17 protein-coding genes are annotated in these 22,869 nt (G+C 72.4%); 11 read left to right on the top strand and 6 right to left on the bottom strand.

The annotated features are described in order from the left end of the window. Positions 1–18: 18 nt before the first annotated feature. Positions 19–1,593 (top strand): metallophosphoesterase family protein, encoded by a 1,575-nt coding sequence (locus DQ384_RS14075; RefSeq protein WP_114029247.1) that lies wholly within the window; start codon positions 19–21, stop codon positions 1,591–1,593. A gap of 18 nt (positions 1,594–1,611) precedes the next feature. Here DQ384_RS14075 and DQ384_RS42865 read toward each other — a convergent pair whose 3' ends face one another. From DQ384_RS42865 to DQ384_RS14055, 4 genes are all read right to left on the bottom strand, one after another. Next, complete coding sequence (locus DQ384_RS42865) at positions 1,612–4,278, bottom strand: serine/threonine-protein kinase (protein ID WP_245966467.1); 2,667 nt, start codon at positions 4,276–4,278, stop codon at positions 1,612–1,614. A gap of 130 nt (positions 4,279–4,408) precedes the next feature. Next, complete coding sequence (locus DQ384_RS43630) at positions 4,409–5,803, bottom strand: YlbE family protein (protein WP_281274055.1); 1,395 nt, start codon at positions 5,801–5,803, stop codon at positions 4,409–4,411. Next, complete coding sequence (locus DQ384_RS14060; protein ID WP_245966466.1) at positions 5,800–7,185, bottom strand: AllF/FdrA family protein; 1,386 nt, start codon at positions 7,183–7,185, stop codon at positions 5,800–5,802. Before DQ384_RS14060 ends, DQ384_RS43630 begins: the two co-directional genes overlap by 4 nt. Positions 7,186–7,256: 71 nt before the next feature. After that, entirely contained in the window at positions 7,257–8,147 is an 891-nt protein-coding gene (locus DQ384_RS14055; RefSeq protein ID WP_245966465.1) for an oxamate carbamoyltransferase subunit AllH family protein, read from the bottom strand. 155 nt (positions 8,148–8,302) lie between these two features. Between DQ384_RS14055 and DQ384_RS14050 the strand changes: the two genes are divergently transcribed. From DQ384_RS14050 to DQ384_RS14005, 10 genes are all read left to right on the top strand, one after another. Further along, a complete protein-coding gene (locus DQ384_RS14050) occupies positions 8,303–9,868 on the top strand; it encodes a PucR family transcriptional regulator (RefSeq protein ID WP_114029474.1) in 1,566 nt (521 codons plus the stop codon). A gap of 138 nt (positions 9,869–10,006) precedes the next feature. Then, on the top strand, positions 10,007–10,246 hold the full coding sequence (locus DQ384_RS14045; protein WP_114029246.1) for a ribbon-helix-helix domain-containing protein: 240 nt from the start codon (positions 10,007–10,009) through the stop codon (positions 10,244–10,246). Beyond that, positions 10,243–10,677, top strand: a complete 435-nt coding sequence (locus tag DQ384_RS14040; RefSeq protein ID WP_114029245.1) for a type II toxin-antitoxin system VapC family toxin — start codon at positions 10,243–10,245, stop codon at positions 10,675–10,677. Before DQ384_RS14045 ends, DQ384_RS14040 begins: the two co-directional genes overlap by 4 nt. A gap of 121 nt (positions 10,678–10,798) precedes the next feature. Next, positions 10,799–11,347: a TetR/AcrR family transcriptional regulator gene (locus tag DQ384_RS14035; protein WP_114029244.1), complete on the top strand. Its 549-nt coding sequence runs from the start codon at positions 10,799–10,801 to the stop codon at positions 11,345–11,347. Positions 11,348–11,382: 35 nt separating this feature from the next. Beyond that, positions 11,383–13,545, top strand: coding sequence for an MMPL family transporter (locus DQ384_RS14030; protein ID WP_114029243.1), 2,163 nt, complete (start codon positions 11,383–11,385; stop codon positions 13,543–13,545). Between the two features lie 552 nt (positions 13,546–14,097). Then, positions 14,098–15,474 (top strand): uracil-xanthine permease family protein, encoded by a 1,377-nt coding sequence (locus DQ384_RS14025; RefSeq protein WP_114029242.1) that lies wholly within the window; start codon positions 14,098–14,100, stop codon positions 15,472–15,474. Next, positions 15,471–16,430: an FAD binding domain-containing protein gene (locus DQ384_RS14020; protein WP_114029241.1), complete on the top strand. Its 960-nt coding sequence runs from the start codon at positions 15,471–15,473 to the stop codon at positions 16,428–16,430. Before DQ384_RS14025 ends, DQ384_RS14020 begins: the two co-directional genes overlap by 4 nt. Next, a complete protein-coding gene (locus tag DQ384_RS14015; protein ID WP_245966464.1) occupies positions 16,427–16,939 on the top strand; it encodes a (2Fe-2S)-binding protein in 513 nt (170 codons plus the stop codon). The genes DQ384_RS14020 and DQ384_RS14015 overlap by 4 nt, the downstream gene beginning before the upstream one ends. After that, positions 16,936–19,326: an aerobic carbon-monoxide dehydrogenase large subunit gene (gene cutA / locus DQ384_RS14010; protein WP_114029240.1), complete on the top strand. Its 2,391-nt coding sequence runs from the start codon at positions 16,936–16,938 to the stop codon at positions 19,324–19,326. Before DQ384_RS14015 ends, cutA begins: the two co-directional genes overlap by 4 nt. A gap of 190 nt (positions 19,327–19,516) precedes the next feature. Next, positions 19,517–19,891, top strand: a complete 375-nt coding sequence (locus DQ384_RS14005) for a peptidase inhibitor family I36 protein (protein ID WP_114029239.1) — start codon at positions 19,517–19,519, stop codon at positions 19,889–19,891. Positions 19,892–20,103: 212 nt separating this feature from the next. Here DQ384_RS14005 and cydB read toward each other — a convergent pair whose 3' ends face one another. Together cydB and DQ384_RS13995 are read right to left on the bottom strand one after the other, a co-directional pair. Further along, on the bottom strand, positions 20,104–21,057 hold the full coding sequence (gene cydB / locus DQ384_RS14000) for a cytochrome d ubiquinol oxidase subunit II (RefSeq protein ID WP_114029238.1): 954 nt from the start codon (positions 21,055–21,057) through the stop codon (positions 20,104–20,106). Positions 21,058–21,087: 30 nt separating this feature from the next. Beyond that, complete coding sequence (locus DQ384_RS13995; protein WP_114029237.1) at positions 21,088–22,521, bottom strand: cytochrome ubiquinol oxidase subunit I; 1,434 nt, start codon at positions 22,519–22,521, stop codon at positions 21,088–21,090. Between the last annotated feature and the right edge of the window lie 348 nt (positions 22,522–22,869).

Here is a 22,869-nt window from a genome sequence, read left to right as displayed (position 1 = left end):
CACGGCGAAGATAGGGGCATGGTCGATGTGGATCGGGCCGCGGAGCTCGGCAAGCGGGTCAACTCACGGGTCTCCGAGGAGGGCGCCGGGTGGTCCTGCCAGCAGATCGGGACCTTCCAGGCGCTTCGCCCGAGTAGGAAGAGCTTCTCGTGGCTGAAGCCCGCCACGCTGTGGCGCTCGCGGAACGAGATCCTGGCGCAGCTCTTCGGCGACCCGTCCAACGAGGTGCGCCGGCGCTGGATCGCGGCGCGCGAGCAGCAGGGCGTCGACCCCGATTTCCGCATCAAGCCCGAGGTCGGCGCCGAGTACAGCTTCCTGGTCGTCGGCGACACCGGCGAGGGCGACGCCTCCCAGTACGCCGTGGTCCCGGGCCTGCTCAAGATCGGCCAGGGGACGGCCTTCACGGTCATCGCCAGCGACGTCATCTACCCGACGGGCTCCGGCAACGAGTACTGCGACAAGTTCTTCCGCCCGTACCAGGACTATCCCGCGCCGATCTACGCGATCCCCGGCAACCACGACTGGTACGACGGGCTCGGCGGCTTCATGCGCGTCTTCTGCGACGCCCCCGCGCTCAAGGCGAAGCACATGGGGTTCTCGCTGTCGCCCGCCGGCCTGCGCGGGCTGCTGTGGAAGAAGCCCGAGGCGATCGACGAGGCCAAGCTGGCGGAGGCCCGCTCGCGCCGCTCGCGCCCGGAGCAGCGGGCGACGCAGCCCGCGCCGTACTGGGTGATCGACCTGCCCGGCCTGCTGCTCGTCGGCATCGACACCGGCATCCGGGGCACCCTCGACCGCGAGCAGGGGGAGTGGCTGCGCCGGGTGTCGGCCGACCCGCGTCCCAAGATCCTGATCACCGGCAAGCCGATCTACGACCGCAACGCCTACCACCCGTGCCCGATCGACGGCGGCGGCACCGTGGACGAGATCGTCCGCGACCCGGCCCGCAACTACGTGGCGGCGATCGGCGGCGACACGCACAACTACCAGCGCTACCCGGTCACGGCCAACGGGCGCGTCATCCAGTACATCGTCTCCGGCGGCGGCGGGGCGTTCATGCACGCGACCCACACGATCCCGCGCGTGGACGTCGGCGGGGTGCACGAGGACGACTTCCGGTGCTATCCGCTGCGCGGCGACTCGCTGTCGTTCTACAGCAAGCTGTACCGCGAGCGGCTGCGCATGCCGTGGCTCTACCTCACCCCCGACCAGGGGCTGGTGCTGATGTCCCGGCAGATCGGCAACACCCCGCCGCGCAAGCCCGGCACGGGCGAGGGCGGTCCGGACGGCTCCCCGCCGGGCCCGGCGCCCGTGAAGATCACCACGCGCATGAAGTGGGCGGCCCGCGTGCTCGGCGGCCGGCCCATGCCGCTCCGCCTGCCCGTGGGACGCACGTTCCACCGCTACTTCTCGGAGCTGTCCGACTGGGACACCCCGCCGTTCTTCAAGAACTTCCTGCACGTCTCCGTCGAGGCGGGCGACCTGCGCATCCGCTGCTTCGCCGCCACGGGCTGCCTCCCCCAGGAGATGGACCCGCCCCTGGAGGACGAGGTCGTCATCCCCCTGGCCCCGCAGGAGCCCGCCCCGGCACCCTGAGCCCGGAGGGCCGAGCCGTCACGCCGGCTTGAAGCTGTTCCAGATGACGGACATCGTCTGGCGGGTGTCCGGCTGGTCCCATTCGGCGTCGGGGGCGGTGAACGTGACCTCGTACGCCGTGTTCCCGTCGACGGTGATGTGCCGGGTCACGGCGTGGGTGGTCACGTTGTTCAGCGCGGTGTAGGTGTACTCCCAGACACTCGACCGCCACGAGCCGTCCCCGAACGAGGAGGACTCCAGCCGGATCTGCGCGTAGTCGGTGAGCGTGGCCTCGTCCTTGGCCTTCGTCAGCGCGTCGAGGCCGTCGTCGTTGGTGGCGGCGACCTTCCTGACCTGGACGCGCCGGCCCGAGCTCTTCGGCCCGAGGTAGGTCACGGCCTGGTTGGAGGCCGACACCGTCCAGTCCTGCGGCACGGCGATCGACGCCCCGGCGCCCGTCCGGGCCTTGAAGCCCGAGGGGATCTCGGTGGTGGCGGGGGTGACCTCGGGCTGGGCGGACGCGGGCGGGTCCGCCGGGCCGGAGGCGGCCGGGCCGCCCGTGGCCGGCGGGGCGGCGGTCTCGTCGGAGGGCGTGGAGGAGGTCGGCCACAGGAAGAACAGCAGGGCGGCGACCACGCCGACGATGCCGACCCCGGCCAGCACCAGCAGCACGGGAGAGCGGCCCTCGCGGGCGTCGTCGTCCAGAGGCGCGGCGCGGCGGCGCGGCGCGTCCGGCTCGTCGGAGCGGCGCGCGCCGGGGGGCTTGCGCCGCGGCCCGAAGGGGTCGTCGCCCGCGATGTCCTTGGCCAGGCGGTCGGCCAGGTCGGGAGAGGTGCTGTCGGGCCAGACGCGCGAGTCCGGCGTCCCGGCCACCAGCGAGTCGCGGGGGGACCGCGGGGCTCCGGGCGCGTCGAACCGCGCGCCCGGCCGCGATTCCGCCGGCTTCCTGAGCGCCTCGTACCGGTCCGCCTGCGACCCCGAGGCGCTGCGCAGGGCGTCGTAGGACCCGGACTGCGGCCCTGAGGCGCTGCGGAACGCGTCGTAGGACCCCGCCTGCGGCCCCGAGGTGCTGCGCAGCGCGTCATACGGGTTCGCCTGAGGTCCTGAGGGGCTTCTCAGCGCGTCGTACGGGTTGGCCTGAGGTCCTGAGGTGCTGCGCAGCGCGTCGTACGGAGAGGGCTGCGGACCGGACGAGCCGCGCAGCGCGTCGTACGGGCTCGCCTGGGGCCCCGAGCCGCTGCCGAGCGCGTCGTACCGCTGAGGCCCCGAGGCGCTGCCCAGCGCGTCATAGTCGCCGGACTGAGGCCCCGAGGAACTCCTGAGCGCGTCGTACGGGTCCGCCGGCTGCGGCCCCGACGCGCTCCTGAACGCGTCGAACGGGCTCCGCTGGGGCTCGGAGGTGCTCCTCAGCCCGTCGTAGGGATCGGCCTGCGCGCCCGAGGAGCTCCTCAGCGCGTCGTACGGATCGGCCGGCTGCGGGCCCGAAGGGCTCCGGAGCGCGTCGTAGGGGTTGGGCTGCGCCCCCGAGGCACCGCGCGGCGCCTCATAGGAGCTCGCCTGAGGTCCTGAGGAACCGCGCTGCGCGTCGTACGTGCCGCGCTGCCCGTCCGTGGCGCCGTCCAGCGCGTCGTACCCCGCCTCCGGATGGGACGGCACGCGCACCGGCCCCGAAGGGGTCTCGATGATGCGCGAGGGCATCGGCCCCGACGGCGGGTCCAGCGGCGGCAGCATGTTCGCGGGCGCGGACGCGCCGCGCGTGGGCAGTGGAGCGGTCAGCGGCCGCTCGCCGTCCCGGATGAGCAGCCCCGACCCGTGGCTGCGCAGCACGCGCTCCAGCAGGTCGGCGGCCTGGGCCGCGGGCATGCGGTCGGCGGGGTTCTTGCGCAGCAGCCCCTCGACGACGGGCAGCAGCGCCCCGGCCCGCTGCGGGCGGTTGGGCTCCTGGGTCAGCACCGCGCCGAGGACGGCCACCGCGTCCGGCCCCTCGTACGGCGGGCGGCCCTCGACGGCGGCGTAGAGCGTGGCGCCGAAGGACCACAGGTCGGCGGCGTGCGTGATCGGACGGCCCTGGAGCCGCTCCGGCGGGATGTAGGCGGGCGAGCCCATCAGCAGGCCGGTCTGGGTGATCGTGACGTCGCCCTCGATGGCGGCGATGCCGAAGTCGGTGAGCACCACGCGGTCGGCGGTGAGCAGCACGTTGCCGGGCTTGACGTCCCGGTGCAGGATGCCGGCGGCGTGCGCGTGGCGCAGCGCGTCCAGCACGCGGACGCCGATCTCGGCGGCCTGCACGACGGGCAGCGGCCCGCTCTGCCGCACGGCCTGCTCAAGCGACCAGGCGCGGACCAGTTCCATGACGATCCAGGGACGGCCGTCCTCCTCGACGACGTCGTGCACGGTCACGATGCCGGGATGGCTCAGCCGCGCCGCCGACCTGGCCTCGCGGAGCATGCGCCGATGGGCGACCTGCTTGCCCGCGTGGTCGAGGCCGAAGGGCAGGATCAGTTCCTTGACGGCGACGTCACGGTCGAGCAGCACGTCGTGCGCGTGCCAGACCATGCCCATGCCGCCACGCCCGACCGGCGAGAGCAGGCGATATCGCCTTCCCACCAGCCGGCCCTGACCCTCCGGCGCGACGCCCGCGCCGCCCATCGGGCTCCGTCCCTCAGGCATGGAGGGCAGCCCCCCGAGCGCGCGATCCGTCGTCATACCGCGGTCCCCAATTCAGGCTCGTCCGCGTCATATCCCCTGTATGGATCATGTATCGAGCTTCTCGTCAACATGACGGTGGGCTCCGATACTAGGGTCAATCAAGGGTCAAAGGGAATTCGGTCTTCCTTTACGCGTCCGCGAGGGCGACCAGTGCGGAGGTGAACGCCTCGGCCGGCGGGCTGACCAGCCCCGCACCGACCTGCCCGGTTCCCGCCACCCGGCCCGCGATGCCGGTGTTGACGATCGGCAGCAGCCCCGTCCGGGCGACCAGCGCCACGTCCACGCCGACCGGCGTCCCCCGGAAGCCCAGGCCGGGGATCTGGTACGCCGGGTGCTCCGACAGCGTGATCTCGTACATCGCCCGGGTGGCGGCGACGGCGTCCGCGACGTCCCCGCCCACGAACCGGACGATCGCGGGGGAGGCCGCCATGGCGAACCCGCCGAGGCCGGAGGTCTCGGTGATGGTCGAGTCGCCGATGTCGGGGTTGGCGTCGTCAGGCCCGTAGGCGCCCAGGTAGAGGCCGTCGGGGACCCCGGCGGGGCCGGTGAACCAGCGGTTCCCGAGCCCGGAGACCTGGATCCCGAAGTCGGTGCCGTTACGCGCCATCGCCACGACCAGCGACGAGCCGGGGACGTCGCGCGCCGCGTCCGCGCCCACCTTGCCCGCCGCCATGCCCGCGTTCAGGAAGAAGTGGTCGTTGCCGTTGATGAACCTCAGCACCTCGGCGGCGTGCGCGGGGGCGGCGTCGACGATCGCCGGGGCGATCTCGCGGACGAGCAGCGAGGTCGCCGCGCGGTTGCGGTTGTGCAGCTCGTCGCCCATCTGGAGGGCCTGGGCGATCAGCGAGCGCAGGTCGATCGGGCCGCTCAGCGCGAGGGCGGCGGCGAGGACGGGCCCGAGAACGTCGCCCATCCAGCGCAGCCGCTCGATCACCTCGGGCCCGTAGGCGCCGTACCGCAGCACCTTGCCGAGGCCCTCGTTGAGCGAGCAGTACGCGGTGCCGCCGTGCTCGACGTCGGCGATCTCGAACATCCACATGGACGGCGTCACCACCCCGGCCATCGGGCCGACGGCGCGGTGGTGGTGGCACGGGTCCAGGGTGACGCCACCGGAGGCCAGCAGCTTCTCGGCCTCCTCCGCGTCGGCGGCGAGGCCCTCGAACAGGGCGGCGCCGATCAGCGCTCCCCGCATCGGGCCCGAGGCGCGCTCCCACTCGATCGGCGGGCCGGCGTGGAAGAACGTCCCGCGCGGCATGTCGAGCACCTCGCGCGCCGGCCGCACGCCCACCAGGTGAGGACGGGCGGAGGTCAGCCTGCCGACGGCGATCTCGTTGGCCCGCTCGCGCCGCGGGTCGGCGAGCACCTTGGCCAGGGCCTCGGCGGTTCCCGGCATCGGCGGGCGCCAGTCGACGGCCAGGCGCGGCACCGCCTGCTGGTCCAGGGCCTCGGCGAGCACAGCCGCGCCCACCGTGATCACGCGCGGCTCTCCCGCGAGCATGGACAGGGTGGGTGACGAGCTCACAGCGCACTCCCGATCAGGGCCGCGGCGTGCCTCGCGGCGGCCGCGTTGGAGGTGAACACCGACGCCCCGGCCGCGACCAGCGCGTCCGCCTGCCGGCGCAGGCCCTGGGGGTCGGACTCGGTGCCGACCAGGGCCACCACCACGGCCGTCCCGCGCTCGCGCGCCTCGCGGACCGCCGGGGCCAGCCGGGCGGAGGGATCGGGGTCGGCGGCGTGGCCGAGCACCACGTCCAGCAGCGCGACGCCGTCGGTGCGGGCGAGCGCCTCCAGGCGCAGCGCCGGGTCGATCATCGGATGCGCGCGGCCGCGCGTGTACTCGTCGTCGCCGAAGTCGGTGAACGTGCCCGTCCCCGCGACGATCCGCGCCTCCGCGCACAGCGTGCCGCCCGAGTACAGGCCCGACAGCCCGCCCGGCCCGGCCTCCTGCGGGACCGTCCAGCACGGCCACTGGGGGACGGGAAGGCCGAGCGCCCCGAGGGCCTTCTCGGTGGCCGTGGTCAGGTCGTCCTGGCCGGGGCCGAGCAGCGCGGTGACCACCGGCGTGGCCAGGCCCTCGACCGCCCGGCGCACCGTCTCGGCGACCTCCGGGGCGGGCGGTTTGGAGACGAGGACGATCAGGCCGGTGGACGGGTCGGCGTCCAGCGCGGCCAGCGCCGTCAGCGTGGAACGGCCGCCCACCGGCGCCGACAGGTCTCTGCCGCCGACGCCGAGGACGTGGCTCACCCCGGCGCCCGCGTGGTCCAGCAGGCAGGTCACGTGCTGCGCCCCGGTGCCCGAGGCCGCCACCACGCCGACCCGCCCGGGCCGCAGGACGTTCGCGAAGCCGAGCCCGGCCCCGCCGACGACGGCCGTGCCGCAGTCGGGGCCCATCACCAGCACGCCCCGTTCCCGGGCACGCTCCTTGAGCAGGATCTCCTGCTCGACGGGCACGTTGTCACTGAAGATCATGACCGAGAGCCCGGCCTCGACGGCGTCCATGGCCTCGGCGAACGCGTGGTCCCCGGGGACCGACACCAGCGCCAGCGACGCGTCCCACGCCCGGGCCGCCGCGCGCGTGGTGCGCGGGGGGCTCTCGACGGTGACGCCCCCGCCGCCGCGCGCGCCCCCGGCCAGCTCGGCGAACTGCCGTTTCAGCTCCTCGGCCGCCTCGCCCAGCGCCGCGCTCGACCCCGCGCGGATCGCGACGAGCAGGTCGGACGGCCCGGCCGGCGGCACCGCGAACCCGGCGTCGCGGGCCAGGCCGACGTTCAGCTCGGTCGCCATGGCCACCACCGCCACGTCCACCCCCGGACGGGAGCTCAGGGCCTGGCTGACCCGCATCAGGCTCACCGAGTCGTGGTAGAGCCCGGTGCGCACCTCCACAAGATCCGTGCCCGTGGTCAACGGTCCCCCACCGTCCCTCCACAATCGATGATCATCGGTCGTACCGTCGTTCCCGCGGGAACGCCCGCCGTTCACGCGCCCGCTCGCGCCTTCTCGTCCAGCGCCACCACCGCCGCCGCGCCCATGCGCAGTCCCCAGGCGAGGTCGGCGCCCGAAGTGTGGCCGAGCGTCAGCAACCGCCGCGCGGCCGGCTCCAGAGGATGATGCCCCGCGATGCCGCGCAGTACCGCCACGGCCTCCGCGCACGCCTCGCCCCGGGCCGCGCAGTGCAGCAGCGTGGCCGAGATCGGCGTCGTGCGCGTGCGGGCGTCGAAGGCCACGGTCGCGGCCAACCAGTCCGCCAGCCACACCGCCCTGCCCACGCCCGCCGCCTCGCCGAGCCTGCGCAGCGCCACCAGCACGCCCGAGAGCATGTCGTCCCCGCTCGGCGTCAGCCCCGGGCCGAGGCCCATGAGCTGCTCGGCCGCGGTGATGGCCGACATCAGCGAACCGTCCGCGCAGCCCCGCGCGAGCAGCGCCGCGCCGCCCTCCGGATCCAGGCCGGGTCTGCGCGGCGAGGTCTCGCACACCTCCGCCAGTCGCGGCAGCGCGGCCTCCAGCCGGTCGATCCCGACCGGGCCGAGCGCGGGCGACGGATCCCACCAGCGGCGGACCCGTACGGTCATCCGGCCGATCTCGATGCCCCCGTCGCCGACGGCGGCGTCGTCGCCCACGGACATCCGCGGGAGGGGGTCCCCGAGCACGACGGCGTTGGGCAGGCGCGTCGCCTCGCCCGTGATGACCGCCACCACCGACGGCTCGACGTCGGTGCGGATCTCCAGGTAGATGCCCAGCGGGAACACCGCCAGCACCCGGGCGGGCCGTCGCGGCGCGTCGAGCGCGGGGCGCAGGGCGGAACTCGCCGCGCCGAACGCCTCGGTGTGCGCCGGCGCGTGCGTTCTTGTGCGCGTCCCCAGTGTCACTCGGCCTCCCGCCAGTCTGGGGAGACCGTAGAACGGTCCCGTAAGACCACCGTACGGAGAAAGCTGCCAACACTTCCCCGGAGAGTTGGCTCTTGTTGACAGACGTGGTGTTCCGTCAGAATCACGGAAACGGCGTTTCCCCCTGGAGCATGACCATGACTGCGGACCCATCACCCCCGGCGATGCGTTTGGCCTCCACGGGCACCATCATTCACGGCGTGTCCGTGGGGGAGGTGCTCGGCGTCTCGACCCTGGCAGGAGCCCGCCTGATCGGCGGCGGAACCGGCCTCGACCGCATCGTCCAGCGACTCAACGTCATGGAGGTGCCCGACATTCTCGCATGGGTCAAACCACACGAGCTGCTGCTGACCACCGGATACCCCCTGCGCAACACCCCCCAGTCCCTCGGGCGGCTCGTCGCCGACCTGGACGAACGGGGCCTCGCCGCCCTCGGCATCAAGCTCGGCAGGTACGTCGACGAGCTGCCCGCCGAGATGGTCGAGCAGGCCGACCGGCTCGGATTCCCCCTGATCCTGCTGCCCAACGACGTCGGCTTCGACGACATCCTCAACCAGGTGCTCACCGACATCCTCAACCGGCAGGCCGCGCTGCTCGCCCGCACCGAGGAGGCGCACCGCGCGCTCGTCCAGATCGTCCTGGCCGGGGGAGGGCTGCGCGAGGTCGTCGCCGAGGTCGCCGGGCTGCTCGACCTGGCCGTGGCCGTCGTCGACCCCACCGGGCAGGTGCTGGAGGCGTCCGGCGACCCGTCGGTGCCCCGCGCCGCCCCGCCCGTCTCCTCCGGCGACTACACCGTCGTTCCCGTCGTCGCGGGCGGGCACCACCACGGCCGCATCGTCGCCCACCACCCGTCCGGGGCCATCAGGGACGGCGACATCGGCATCCTGGAACGTGCCGCCACCGTCGTCGCCCTCGTGGTCACCCGGCAGGAGGCCGTCACCGCCGTCGAGAGCAAGTACCGCGCCGACTTCCTCAGGGACGTGCTCACCGGCAGGGGCGGGCCCCGCATCGCCGCCCGCGCCCGCGCGTTCGGCTGGGACCTCGAACGTCCCGTCGGCGTGCTCGTCGCCGAGATCGACCCCGAATGCGACATCCCCCCGGACCGGCTGCTCACCGCGTGGACGACCGCCTTACGCCGCCACGACCCGCGCGGCGCCGTCGCCGGCTTCTCCCACGAGGTGGTCGCCGTCGCCGGAGCGGACGTCGACCTGACGCGCCTCGCCAAGGACGCCGTCGCCGCCTTCGCCGACTCCCGTCCCGCCACCTTCTCCACCGGCATGAGCAGGATCGCCCAGGGCGCCGAATCGCTGCCGGACGCCTACGGCCAGGCCCTCAAGGCGGCCAGGGTCGGCCGCCAGCTCCACGGCTCGGGCGCGGTCGCCCACTTCGACCAGCTCGGCGTCTACCGGCTGCTGTCGCTGGTCAACGACACCGCCGAGCTGCACGCGTTCGTCAAGGAGACGCTGGGCCCGCTCGCCCTGGACGAGGACGCCGAGAACATCGACCTGCGCCGCACCCTGCAAGTGCTGCTGGAGACCAACCTCAACGTCGCCGAGACCGCCCGCCGCCTGCACTTCCACTACAACACCCTGCGCTACCGCATCGGCAAGCTGGAGCGCATGCTCGGCAACTTCACCGAAGACGCCCACCTCCGCCTCAACCTCACCCTCGCCCTCCACGTCCTGCGCATGCGCGGCATCTGACGAGCCTGGGAGCTCACTCCACCGAGAGGCCGGGTTCCACCGGAGTCCAGGATCGGCGAACTCCGCTGGACGGTGCCGGAGGCGGGGGATCGGACCGCATCGAGGCTCATCGAGCGGTACATGTGTTAGCGTTGGTACATGCCCATGAGGAGGACGAACGTCTACGCCGATCCGGAGGACCTGGCGCTGATCAAGGAAGCGGCCAAGCAGCGCGGGGTGCCGGAGGCTGAGATCATTCGCGAGGGCATCCACCTCGCCGCCATGGCCAACCGTGTCTGGGACGAGCCTTTCGACTGGCCGACCTTCGAAGGGGGCGGCGCGCCCGTCACCAAGGACGAGGTCACGGCCGCGGTCGCTCGCGACGTGGCCGGGCGATGATCGTCGTTGCGGACACCTCCGGCATCATCGCGGCGTCCGACCGGAATGCCGTGGAAGCACCCGTCTGCCGTGACGTGCTGCGAAACGCCGGCACGGTGATCGTTTCCCCGCTGGTCCTGGCGGAGGTCGATCACATGGCCAAAGTACGTTTCGGCGTCGCCGCCAGAGCGGTGATCATCGCGTTCATTCTCGAGCAGGTCCGCCGGATGCGGTTCCTGGTCCCGCAGACGACGGCGGAAGTCCTCGATACGGCGCAGGCGGTTCAGCGGCGTTACGCCGGACTCGACCTGGACCTCGCGGACGCGGTGAACGTCGCGCTCGCGGCTGATTATCGCACCGATGCGGTTCTGACGCTGGACCGGCGCGATTTTCGGGCGGTGCGTCCGCTCACCCCGCACAAGGCCTTCCGGCTACTGCCGGATGACCTGTAGCCGACACATCCGGCCCGGGCGTCGACGCCGTCTCGCGACCCCGTCCTCTCGAAAGTCTTACGGCTCGGCCCGGGCTGGCCGATCGGTCAGAACTGGCCGATCGGTCAGCTAGGGTGGCGTCATGCCACACGCTCCCGCCACCATGCGCGCGGACATCCTGGAGTCGGCGGGGCGGCTGTTCGCCGCGCGCGGCTTTCGCGGCACGTCCCTGCAGGACATCGCCTCGGACGCGGGCTGCTCGAAGGCGTCCCTGCTGTACCACTTCACCAGCAAAGACGCGATCTTGACCGAGCTGCTGGCGCCCGCCGGGCGGGAACTGGCCGAGCTGGAGGAGCGGCTCGCCGCCCTGGACGGCGAGGAGGCCGCGCGGGCAGCCGTCGCCGGGCTCGTGGATCTGTCCCTGCGCTTCCGGCGACAGGTCAAGATCCTCATACAGGACGTCGACGCCCTCATCAATCGCCCGGAACTGCCGGACGTGAACGCCGTCACCGAGAGGCTGGTCGACGCGCTGACCGGCCGCTCACCCACCCCGGAGGCGCGGGTCTGGGGCTGGATGGCGATGGTGGGGATCTTCCTGACCAGCGCCGGGGAGCACGCACTTCCCGACCAGGCGCTGCGCGCGGAGCTGACCCGCGGCGCGCTGCGCACGCTCGGCCGCCGGACCGACTGACCCCTTCGCTCCTCCGAGAAAGAAACCTGCTGATCATGGCGACATTGCTGTACCGGCTGGGCCGGTCCTCCTTCCGCAGGCGAGGGCGCGTGGCCGCCGTATGGCTGCTGCTGCTCGTGCTCCTCGGCCTGGGCGCCGCGGTCTTCCACGGCCCGTCCAGCGACAAGTTCAGCATGCCCGGCACCGAGTCCCAGCGGGCGCTGGACTCGCTGGCCCGCGAGTTCCCCCAAGCGGGCGGCGCCACCGGCGCCATCGTCATCGCCGCCCCGCAGGGGCGGAAGCTGGACCCCGCGGCGGTCGCGCCCGTCGTCAAGGAGGCGGCCGCCGTCCCCGGCGTCGTCGCAGCCCTGGACCCGTTCCGATCCGGCGCGGTCTCCGCCGATGGCCGCTACGCCCTGGTCCAGGTGCAGTTCGGAAAGAAGCTCCAGGACATCACCGACGCGCAGCGTGAGGCCTACCTGAAGGCCGGCTCCTCGGCCGCGGGGGTGCGGGTGGAGCACGGCGGCGAGGTCATGACCAGTGCGCCCGAGGTGGGCGGCTCGGAGGGGCTCGGCGTCCTGATCGCCGCGGTGGTGCTGGTCGTCACCTTCGGCTCGCTGGTGGCGGCCGGCATGACCCTGCTGAACGCGTTGATCGGCGTCGCGGTCGGCATGGCCGGCCTGTACGCGCTCAGCGGCGTCGTCGAGCTGACCTCGGTCACGCCGGTGCTGGCGCTGATGCTGGGCCTGGCCGTCGGCATCGACTACTCGTTGTTCATCACCTCCCGCTACCGCCAGTTCCTGGCCGAGGGCATGGATCGGGAAGAGGCCGCCGGCCGGGCGACCGGCACCGCCGGATCGGCGGTCGTGTTCGCCGGCGCCACCGTGGTCATCGCGCTCGCCGGACTGTCGGTGGTCGGCATCCCCTTCCTCAGCGTGATGGGCCTGGCCGCCGCCGGCACCGTCGCCGTCGCCGTCCTGGTCGCCCTCACGCTGCTGCCGGCCTTCCTGTCCTACGCCGGCACCCGCGTGCTGCCCCGAAAGCAGCGCACCCGCCAGAGCGACAGCGACGGCGGCGAGGGCTTCGGCTACACCTGGGGACGCATCGTCACCCGGCTGCGCGTCCCGATCCTGCTGGCCGGAATCCTCGGCCTGGGCGCGCTGGCGCTCCCCGCGCAGCACCTGCGGCTGGCCCTGCCGGACGCCGGCGCCGCGGCGCCCGGCTCACCGGCCCGCGAGGCGTACGAGCTGACCAGTGAGGGGTTCGGCAAGGGCTTCAACGCCCGCCTGATCGCCGTGGTCTCCGCGGCCGACCCCGAGGCCACCAAGGCGGCCGCCGGGCAGGCCGCCCAGTTGATCCAGCGGACGGAAGGCGTGCTCGCCGTGGCGCCGCCCCAGACCAACGCCGCGGGCACCACGGCGCTGCTGACCATCATCCCGAAGGCCGGTCCCACCGACGCGGCCACCGAGGACGCCGTCCAGGCCATCCGCGCCCAGGTCGCCACCGTCGCGGGCGCGCAGATCGCCGTGACCGGCGCCACCGCGGTGGGCATCGACGTCTCCGAGAAGCTCGCCGACGCCATGCCCGTGTACCTGCTGCTCGTGGTCGGCCTGTCGGTGCTGCTGCTGATGCTGGTCTTCCGCTCGATCCTGGTACCGGTCAAGGCGGCGCTGGGCTTTCTGCTCACCGTCGGCTCGACCTTCGGCATCACGGTGGCGATCTTCCAGCAGGGGCACCTGGCCGACCTGTTCGGCGTGGACGTGCCGGGGCCGCTGGTCAGCTTCCTGCCGATCCTGCTGATCGGCATCCTGTTCGGGCTGGCCATGGACTACCAGGTGTTCCTGGTGTCACGGATGCGCGAGGACTACGTCCACGGCGACACGCCCCGGCAGGCCACGATCAACGGCATGGGGCACAACGCCCGCGTCGTCACCGCCGCCGCCCTGATCATGACGGCCGTGTTCGGCGGGTTCGTGTTCATGGACGACTCCATCATCAAGTCCATGGGATTCGCGCTGGCCGTCGGCGTGCTCATCGACGCCTTCGTGGTCCGCATGACCCTCGTCCCGGCCGTGATGTCCATGTTCGGCCGCGCCGCCTGGTGGCTACCCCGCCCCTTGGACCGCGCGCTACCCAACCTCGACATCGAGGGCGAACGCCTACGCCACCACCTCACCACCACCCCCACCACCGCCCCAGAAAGCCCGATCTCCAGGTAACCCCACTCGACGCCGACAACCTGGACGCCGCCCCGCGCGGTAAGCGCACCGGGGCGGCGTACCGGACGGAGCGGGGGCCGTCCGCCAACCATGTTTCCAGGGGTTCACCCGATGTCTGGCGGGTGGTGCGCAAGAGGAGTGCGTGGGTGGGTATCACATTTGGCAAATCCTTACCATGTGGGGCGGGGTGCACGGGTCTAATGTGCCCGCAACGGGAGAGGAACCCCGGCGCTGGGTGTGAGCGGGCGGGGTGCCTCGTCCCCGTGGTGGCACGGCTCCATGATGAATGAACGCATCACGAGTGAGTGGTCAAGCGTGAACGCGCCGTAAGTGCAAGGTCACAAGTGGCGCGGTCACGGATGAACGCATCAGTTGAGTGGTCATGAGTGGCGCGGTCACGGGTGAACGTGTCTCGCGTGAGCACTTCACGCGTGATGATCACGAGTGAACAATGTGGGGCACGGCTCCAGTACGGACAAGCGAACGCCGCGGAGGTCCCGCCTGCGGGGGGTGGCCACCGACCCCCCGGCCCGGTGAGTGAAGGGGCTCTCAATGGTCTTCGGATGGAAGTTGCACGGGGAGGGGCGCGCGCTCGCCCCGGGGGAGGTGGTCAGGCCCGACGAGCGGCTGAGCTGGCCGAAGATGGTCGGGTTCGGCGCGCAGCACGTCATCGCCATGTTCGGCGCGACGTTCGTGTTCCCCCTGATCATGGGCCTGAACGCCAACGTCGCCATCATGATGTCGGGCGTCGCCACGATCATCTTCCTGCTGATCGTCCAGGGGAAGATCCCCAGCTACCTCGGCACCTCGGCGTCGTTCGTCGGAGGCGTGGTCGCGATCCGCGCGGCCGGGGGGGACGACGCGACGGTCACGGGCGCGATCCTGGTCGCCGGCGTCGTGCTGGCGCTGTGCGGCGTGGCCATCCACTACCTCGGCGTGCGGTCCATCAACCGGATCTTCCCGCCCGTCGTGACCGGCGCGGTCGTGATGCTGATCGGGTTCGGCCTCGCGTACGTCGTGGCCGACATCTACTGGCCGCAGGACCAGTGGATCGCCCTGATCACCATGGTCGTCACGTTCGTCGTCATCGTGGCCTTCAAGGGCTTCCTCGGGCGCATCGGCATCCTGATCGGCCTCGTCGTCGGGTATCTCCTGTCCGTCGGCGCCGACAAGGTGTTCGGGAACATCACCGCCTTCAACGCCGGCACCGGCAAGATCGACACGCACCCGCGCGTGAGCTTCGACGCGGTCTCGGACGCGGCGTGGTTCGGCCTGCCCGACTTCCACGCGCCGAGCTTCACCGGGTCGGCGATCGTGCTGGTGCTCCCGGCCGTCATCGCGTTGATCGCCGAGAACGTCGGGCACGTCAAGGCCGTCGGTGAGATGACGGGCACGGACGTCGACCCGTACATGGGCAGGGCCGTCTTCGCCGACGGCGTGGGCACGGCCGTGGCCACCGCGGTCGGCGGCTCGCCCACCACGACGTACGCCGAGAACATCGGCGTCATGGCCGCGACCCGCGTCTACTCGACCGCCGCCTACTACATCGCCGCCGTCGTGGCGATCCTTTTCGGCCTGTGCCCGAAGTTCGGCGCGCTGGTCGCCGCGACTCCGGGTGGCGTCCTCGGCGGTATCACCGTCATCCTGTACGGCATGATCGGCCTGCTGGGCGCGAAGATCTGGATCGAGAGCCGCGTCGACTTCTCCGACCCTGTCAACATGGTGCCGACCGGCGCGGGCGTCATCCTCGCGATCGGCCCGGTGTCCCACCAGATCAGCGACAACTTCTCGCTGGCGGGCATCGCCCTCGGCACGATCGTCGTCCTCGGGGGCTACCATTTGCTGCGCGCCATCGCCGGCACGCCCGCGGCCCGCTCCGGGGCCGGAGGGTCGCCCGCGCTCGCGGAGGGGAGCGAACAAAGCACGTGAAGCCCTCTCCGTTCGACTACCACGCTCCCCGGGAGCTGGGCGAGGCCCTGGAGGTCCTGGCCGGGACGGCGCCGCACGGCAAGGTCCTGGCCGGGGGGCAGAGCCTGATCCCGATGCTCAACATGCGCCTGGCCGCGCCGTCCCACCTGGTCGACATCAACCGCGTCGCCGAGCTGGACGCGCTGTCGGTGGAGACCGGAGGCGTCCGCGTCGGCGCGCTGGCCCGGCACGCCGCCGTCGAGCGCTCGCCCGCCGTCGCGGCCGTGCAGCCGTTGCTGCCCGCGGCGCTCCGGCTGGTGGCGCATCCGGTGATCCGCAACCGCGGCACCGTCGTCGGCAGCCTCGTGCACGCCGACCCCTCGGCCGAGCTGCCCGCCGTGCTGGCCGTCCTCGGCGGGACGGTGCGGCTCGCCCGGCACGGCGCGCCCGAGCGGGACGTCCCGGCGGAGGCGTTCTTCACCGGCCCGCTGGAGTCGGCGATCGAGCCGGACGAGCTCGCGGTGTCGGCGTTCTTCCCCGCGCCGCCACCCCGCACGGGCACCGCGTTCCAGGAGGTCGCCCGCCGCCACGGCGACTACGCGATGGCCGGCGCCGCCGCCGTGGTCACCCTGGACGAGGACCTGCGCATCGCCTCGGCGAGGGTCGCCTGCGTGAGCGCGGGCCCGGTGCCGGTCGTGCTGGACCTGTCGGAGGTGTGCGCGCGCCGTCCGGCCGCGTCCGCCGACTGGGAGGCCGTGGCCGCCGCCGTCCGTGACGGTGTCGACCCGGACGACGACATCCACGCGACCGCGCGCTACCGCAGGCACCTGACCGGGGTGCTGGCCGAGCGGGCGCTGCGCGTGGCCGCGGCCGAGGCGGAGCGGGTGGCGGACGGCCGGGCGGCCGTACGCATGTCCGAAGGTGTGGACGATGGCGTGAACCACGGAGCGAATGGAGCGGGGGAGGACTCCGAGTGAGCGAGACGACGGGCGAGAGGCGGTACGCGATCTCGCTGACCGTCAACGGCACCGTGCGGGAGGCCACTGTCCCGGCGCGGCGGCTGCTGTCGGACTGCCTGCGCCACGAGCTGGGCCTGACCGGCACGCACGTGGGCTGCGAGCACGGCGTGTGCGGGTGCTGCACGGTGCTGCTGGACGGCGAGCCGGTGCGCTCGTGCCTGACGTTCGCGGTGACCGTCGACGGCCGCGAGATCACCACCGTCGAGGGGCTCGCCGGGCCGGGCGGGGAGCTGTCGCCGGTGCAGCGGGCGTTCACCGAGTGCCACGCGCTGCAGTGCGGCTTCTGCACCCCCGGATTCCTGTGCACGGTGACGGCGCTGCTGCGCGACAACCCCGCGCCGACCGAGGACGAGGTCCTCGAAGGCATCTCGGGCAACCTGTGCCGGTGCACCGGCTACCAGAACATCGTCAAGGCGGTCCACCGTGCGGCGGAGCTGACGGCCGAGGCGGAAGGCGGTGCGGCGTGACGACGAAGCTGTTCGGCGAGCGTGTCCAGCGCAGGGAGGACCCGCGGCTGATCACCGGCCAGGGCCGCTACCTGGACGACCTCGGGCAGGACGCGCTGGCCGCCGCGTTCGTCCGCTCGCCGCACGCGCACGCCCGCATCCGCGACATCGACGTCTCGGCCGCCGTGGACGTCGAAGGGCTGGTCGCCGTCTACACCTGGGAGGATTTGCCCGAGCGCGTACGCGACCCGCTGCCGCTGCTGATCCCGCATCCGGCGCTGACGCACGGGCGCACGGCGTATCCGCTGGCCAGGGACATCGTGCGGCACGTCGGCGAGCCGGTCGTCATGGTCGTGGCGCGCGACCGCTATCTCGCCGAGGACGCCGCCTCGCTGATCACGGTGGACTACGAGCTCCTCAAGCCGGTCGTCGGCGTCGAGGAGGCCGCGCAGGGCGTCCACCTCGTCCACGAGGACGTCCCCGGCAACGTCGGCGCGCACATGATCCAGGAGGTGCCGTCCGCGGCGGGGCTCGGCGCCCGCGAGGCGATCGACGCCGCCCCGCACACGCTGGCGTTCCGGCTGGACATCGAGCGCAGCGCGTCCATGCCGCTGGAGGGCCGCGGCGTGTACGCGCGGTGGGACGCCGACGACCGGTCCCTGCGTGTCTACAGCTCGACGCAGACCTCGACGAGCGTCCGCATGGCGGTCGCGGCCAAGCTCGGCCTGCCGCTGCCGTCGGTCGAGGTGATCGCCCCGGACGTCGGCGGCGGGTTCGGCGTGAAGATCGTGCACCCGTGGCCGGAGGAGGTGCTGGTGCCGTGGGCGGCGATGCTGCTCGGCCGCGAGGTCAAGTGGACCGAGGACCGCCGCGAGCACTTCGTCTCCTCCGCGCACGAGCGCGGCCAGGTGCAGCACGTGCGGGTCGGCTTCGACGACGAGGGCCGCGTCCTCGGGCTGGACGTGACGATCCTGCACGACCACGGCGCCTACACGCCGTACGGCATCATCGTGCCGATCATCACCAGCACCCAGTTGCTCGGCCCGTACCGCATCGGGGCGTACCGGGTGGAGTTCTCCTCGATCTACACCAACACCGTGCAGGTCACCCCCTATCGGGGCGCGGGGCGTCCGCAGGCGACGTTCTGCATGGAGCGCACGATGGACAAGATCGCCGCGCACCTCGGGAAGGACCGCGCGGCGGTGCGCGAGGCCAACTTCATCCACCCCGACGAGTTCCCCTACGACCAGGGCCTCATCTTCCAGGACGGCCGGCCGCTGATCTACGACAGCGGCGACTACCCCGAGTCGCTGCGCGTCCTGAAGGGCCTGATCGGCTGGGACGGCTTCGCCGAGCAGAAGGAGCGGGCCGCCGCCGAGGGGCGCCGCATCGGTATCGGCCTCGGCTGCTACGTCGAGGGCACCGGCGTCGGCCCGTACGAGGGCGGGCACGTGCAGGTGACCTCCGACGGGCGTGTGCACGTGTCCACCGGCCTGACCTCCCAGGGGCAGGGGCACGAGACGGTGTTCGCGCAGATCGCCGCCACCGAGCTCGGCGTCCCGCTGGACCGCGTCTCGGTGGTCACCGGCGACACGCGGCGCTTCGGGTACGCGGTCGGGACCTTCGCCTCACGGGCGGCCGTGATGAGCGGCAACGCCATCGCCCTGGCCTGCCGCAAGGTGCGCGAGAAGGCGCTCGGCATCGCGGCGGACGCGCTGGAGGCCGACCCGCGCGACCTGACGATCGAGGACGGCGAGGTCCGCGTCGCCGGGAACCCGGGGGCGTCGATCCCGCTGGCGACCGTCGCCGTGCTGTCCAACCCGCTGCGGTACGCCTTCGACGAGGAGGCCAAGCGGGCCACCCAGTTCAGCGGCGCCGCCTCGATGGACCGCCCGCCCGTGGCCGAGGGCGAGGAGCCCGGCCTGGAGGGCCGCGACTACTACTCGCCGGTCCGCTCGACCTTCGCCTCCGGCATGCACGCCGCCATCGTGGAGACCGACCCGGAGACCGCCGAGATCCGCATCCTGCGGTACGCCGTCGTGCACGACTGCGGCAGGCTCATCAACCCCATGATCGTCGAGGGGCAGATCCACGGCGGCGTCGCGCAGGGCGTGGGCGGGGCGCTGTACGAGCGCATGGCGTACGACGAGCACGGTCAGCTGCTCAACGCGTCCTTCATGGACTTCCTGATGCCGTACGCCACCGAGGTGCCGCTGATCGAGACCGCGCACCTGGAGACGCCCTCGCCGCTCAACCCGCTCGGCATCAAGGGCGCGGGCGAGGCGGGGGTCATCCCGGTGTCGGCGGTGATCGCCTCGGCGATCGAGGACGCCGAGGGCATCGCCGTCGACCGGATGCCCATCTCGCCCTCCGAGCTGCACGACCTGAGGTCCCGCGCGGGGTCGTGACCACGGTCACCTGCCGTGTCTATGGCGTCACGGTCAGTATTTTCGGTCGCGCCGGTCCGGTTCCTCTGGCCGTCCGATCGCGTCGCTATCCGTGTGATCGCTGCTACATTCCGTGACGGAAGAAGCCGGAGATCGTCGCCGACCAGGCCGGTCTCCGGGACGACCGGTACGCGATACGAGGAGAACCGTCATGAAGCCAACGACATGGAGTGCGCGGATCGCGGCGGCGGCTGGCGCCGCGGGAATCGTCCTGGTGGCGTTCGCCGCCCCGGCCCCCGCGTCGGCCGGAGCCCCCGCGGGCCGGGCGGGGGACATCTGCCTGTGGTCGGGCAAGGACTACACGGGCGCGTCCTGGTGCTGGAACCCGGGCAACGGGTACGTGGACGTGCCGCCGGCCCTGCACGACAACGTCGGCTCCTTCCGGGCCCAGGCCGACGGCTGCTTCATCAACTGGATCCACGTGCCCGACAACAAGGAAGTGCGCGTGGTGCGCAACGGCGACTACCGCAAGGTGTACAAGAACGACTTCGGCGGAAAGATCGACGCCGTCGCTCCCCGCTGCTGATCCCGGGCGACCATCGATCCCGGGGAGGGGACGCGGGCGCGGGCCTCACGGTCCGCGCCCGCGGGCGTCTCGCCGCGGTGGCCTCTGCAGAGGTTCCGGGTCCGCTCCTCTCCCGCTCGCTACGGTGCCGCTCATTCGGCCTCGGGGCGGCCGGGACTGGCACGGCGATCCGGTGCGGGTGACGGGCGAACGCTCGTGGACGGCGCACTGATCTAGGCGGTGACGCGTCTGCGGAACACCCAGTACGTCCACCCCTGGTAGGCCAGCACGAACGGCAGCGCGATCAGGCCGATCCACGTGAGCAGGCCCAGCGTGTACGGGCCCGAGGCCGCCTCCGCCACGGTCAGCCCCGGGAGCGGCTCCCGCCACAGCGCGGCGAACACCGTCCCGGTGAGCAGCGCGATCGAGCCGGCCGTCGCGGCGAACGCCCACCCCTCGCGCCGCCGCCAGACCAGCGCCACGGCCGCGGCGAGCGCGACCATCGCGGCCAGCGCCGCCGCCCACAGCACGGGATGCGCCGTCCACGCGGCCCCGTCCACCCCGGTGGCCGTCCCCTGCGGCGCGTTGGCGGACGGCAGCCCCGGCAGCGCGACGACGGCGACAGGGACGGCCACCACCGCCGCCGTCAGCGCCGCCCGGCGGGCCCGCGCCCGCAGCGGCCCGGCCGTCTTGAGCGCGAGGAACACCGCGCCGTGCAACATGGCCAGCGAGAGCGCCAGCGTTCCGCCGAGCACCGTGCCGAGGGCGGTGCCGAACAGCATGTGCCCGAAGACGCCGCCCCACGTGAAGGCCGTCAGCACGCTGCCGGTGACGATGCCCGCGTCGCACAGCGCCCGCTCGCGTCCCTCCACCTTGCCGCGCCACTCCAGGGACACGCCGCGCACGATCAGTCCGACCAGCACCATGACCAGCGGCAGGTAGAACGCGCTGAACAGCCCCGAGTACCAGGCGGGGAAGGCGGCGAACATCGCGCCGGCCGCCGTGATGAGCCAGACCTCGTTCCCGTCCCACACCGGGCCGATGGTGGTGAGCATCTGCCTGCGCTCGGCCTCTCCCCGCGAGAGCAGCGGCAGCAGCGCGCCGACCCCGAAATCGAAGCCTTCGAGCACGAAGTAACCGGTCCACAGGAACGCGATGACCAGGAACCAGAAGGTGGTCAGTTCCATGTCCCCTCCATGTCAGCCACGTGGAGTCTCCTAGTACATGAGGGTCGGGGTGAGGCGGGCGGCGTCGTCGTCGGGCCGCGCCTGCGGCGGGACCGTGGCGACCGGCTCGGGCCCGGCCTTGATGTGACGGGCCAGCAGCTTGGCCTCGGCCAGCGCGAGCACGCCGTACAGCGCCGTGAAGATCGACAGCGAGATCGCGACCTCGGTCAGGCTCACGCCGGGGGACACGCCGGCCGCCGTGAGCAGCTCGCCCTGGACGGTCCACGGCTGGCGGCCGATCTCGCTGAGCAGCCACCCGGCGACGATCGCGAGCGTGGGCAGCGGGAGCGCGAGCAGGCTGACGCGGGCGAACCACTCGGGGGTGGGGCGGCGGCGCCGGGTCAGCCAGAGGCCGAGCAGCGACAGGCCCACCGTGGAGAGGCCGAACCCGATCATGACGCGGAACGACCAGTACACGACCGGCACGTTGGGCCGGTAGTCGGCGGCCCCGTACTGGCGCTCGTAGCGCGCCTGGATGTCCTCGATGCCCTGGATCTCGGCCGCCGGGTCGTGCGCCGCCAGCAGGCTGAGCATCGACGGCACCTCCACGCCGGGCACCGGGGAGAACGGCGCGCCCTTCTCGTCGTGCCGCAGCCCCTCGGCGGCGGCCAGCTTCATGGGCTGCTGCTCGTGCAGGAGCTGTCCCGACATGTCGCCCGTGCCCGCGACGACCGCGCCCGCGATGGCCGTCATGACCAGCGCGGCGCGCAGGCTCGTCCGCCACATCGCCGGGTCGCCGGGGACGCGCCCGCGCGCGGTCCTCGCCATGGGGACGGTCGCGTCGCCGTCGGCGACCTGGCGGCGCTCGCGCAGGATGCGGTAGCCGCTCACCGCGATCACGAACCCGCCGGCCACGATGAAGGCCGCCGCGACGACGTGGGGGACCTGGGCGAGGGCGGTGGAGTTGGTCAGCACGGCCCACAGGTCGGTCATGCGGGCGCGCCCGTCCACCACCTCGTACCCGACGGGATGCTTCATCCAGGCGTTGGCGGCGAGGATGAAGTACGCCGACAGGTTGGAGCCGATGGCGGCGGCCCAGATGCACGCCAGGTGGATCCGCTTCGGCAGCCGGTCCCAGCCGAAGATCCACAGGCCGAGGAACGTGGACTCGAGGAAGAACGCGAGCAGGGCCTCGAGCGCCAGCGGGGCGCCGAACACGTCGCCCACGAAGGTCGAGTACCGGCTCCAGTTCATCCCGAACTGGAACTCCTGGACGAGGCCCGTCACCACGCCCATCGCGAAGTTGATGAGGAAGAGCTTCCCGAAGAACTTGGTGAGACGGAGGTAGTGCTCCTTGCCCGTGCGGTGCCATGCGGTCTGCAGCCCGGCGACGAAGACGCCCAGGCCGATCGTCAGGGGTACGAAGAGAAAGTGGTACACGGTGGTGACCCCGAACTGCCACCGTGCCAGGTCCAGTGCGTCCATGTTCCCCTCACGGGTCTGGAGCTCTACGGGCTGTAGTTCTATCTCCAGTAGTACTACAGCTTGTAGAGCAACAGGCCAGAGGAGGCGCCGCGAACGCTGCGATCTTCGTCACACCCCGCCGCGCGCGAGCTCCCTCAAGACACGCGCGCGGCTGACGGCCGCCTGCGCGGCGCCCCCCCCTTGCCGATCGAACGCGTGCCAGGCCGTCCCCCCGGAAGGGTTGAGAGCGGTCACGTGGAACTCTTGATCAGCGGACAGAAAAGTCGAGGCTGACGGACAGCGGTTCCTGGTCGGCGGCCATCAAAAGTCCTGGTCAATGGCCAGGTTGATCTCCTGATCCTGTCCGTG

Origin of the sequence: Sphaerisporangium album, assembly GCF_003323745.1 — a bacterium.
Lineage (GTDB): Bacteria > Actinomycetota > Actinomycetes > Streptosporangiales > Streptosporangiaceae > Sphaerisporangium > Sphaerisporangium album.
The sequence above is the reverse complement of the archived record's forward strand: the minus strand, read 5'-3'. Positions and strand labels throughout refer to the sequence as shown.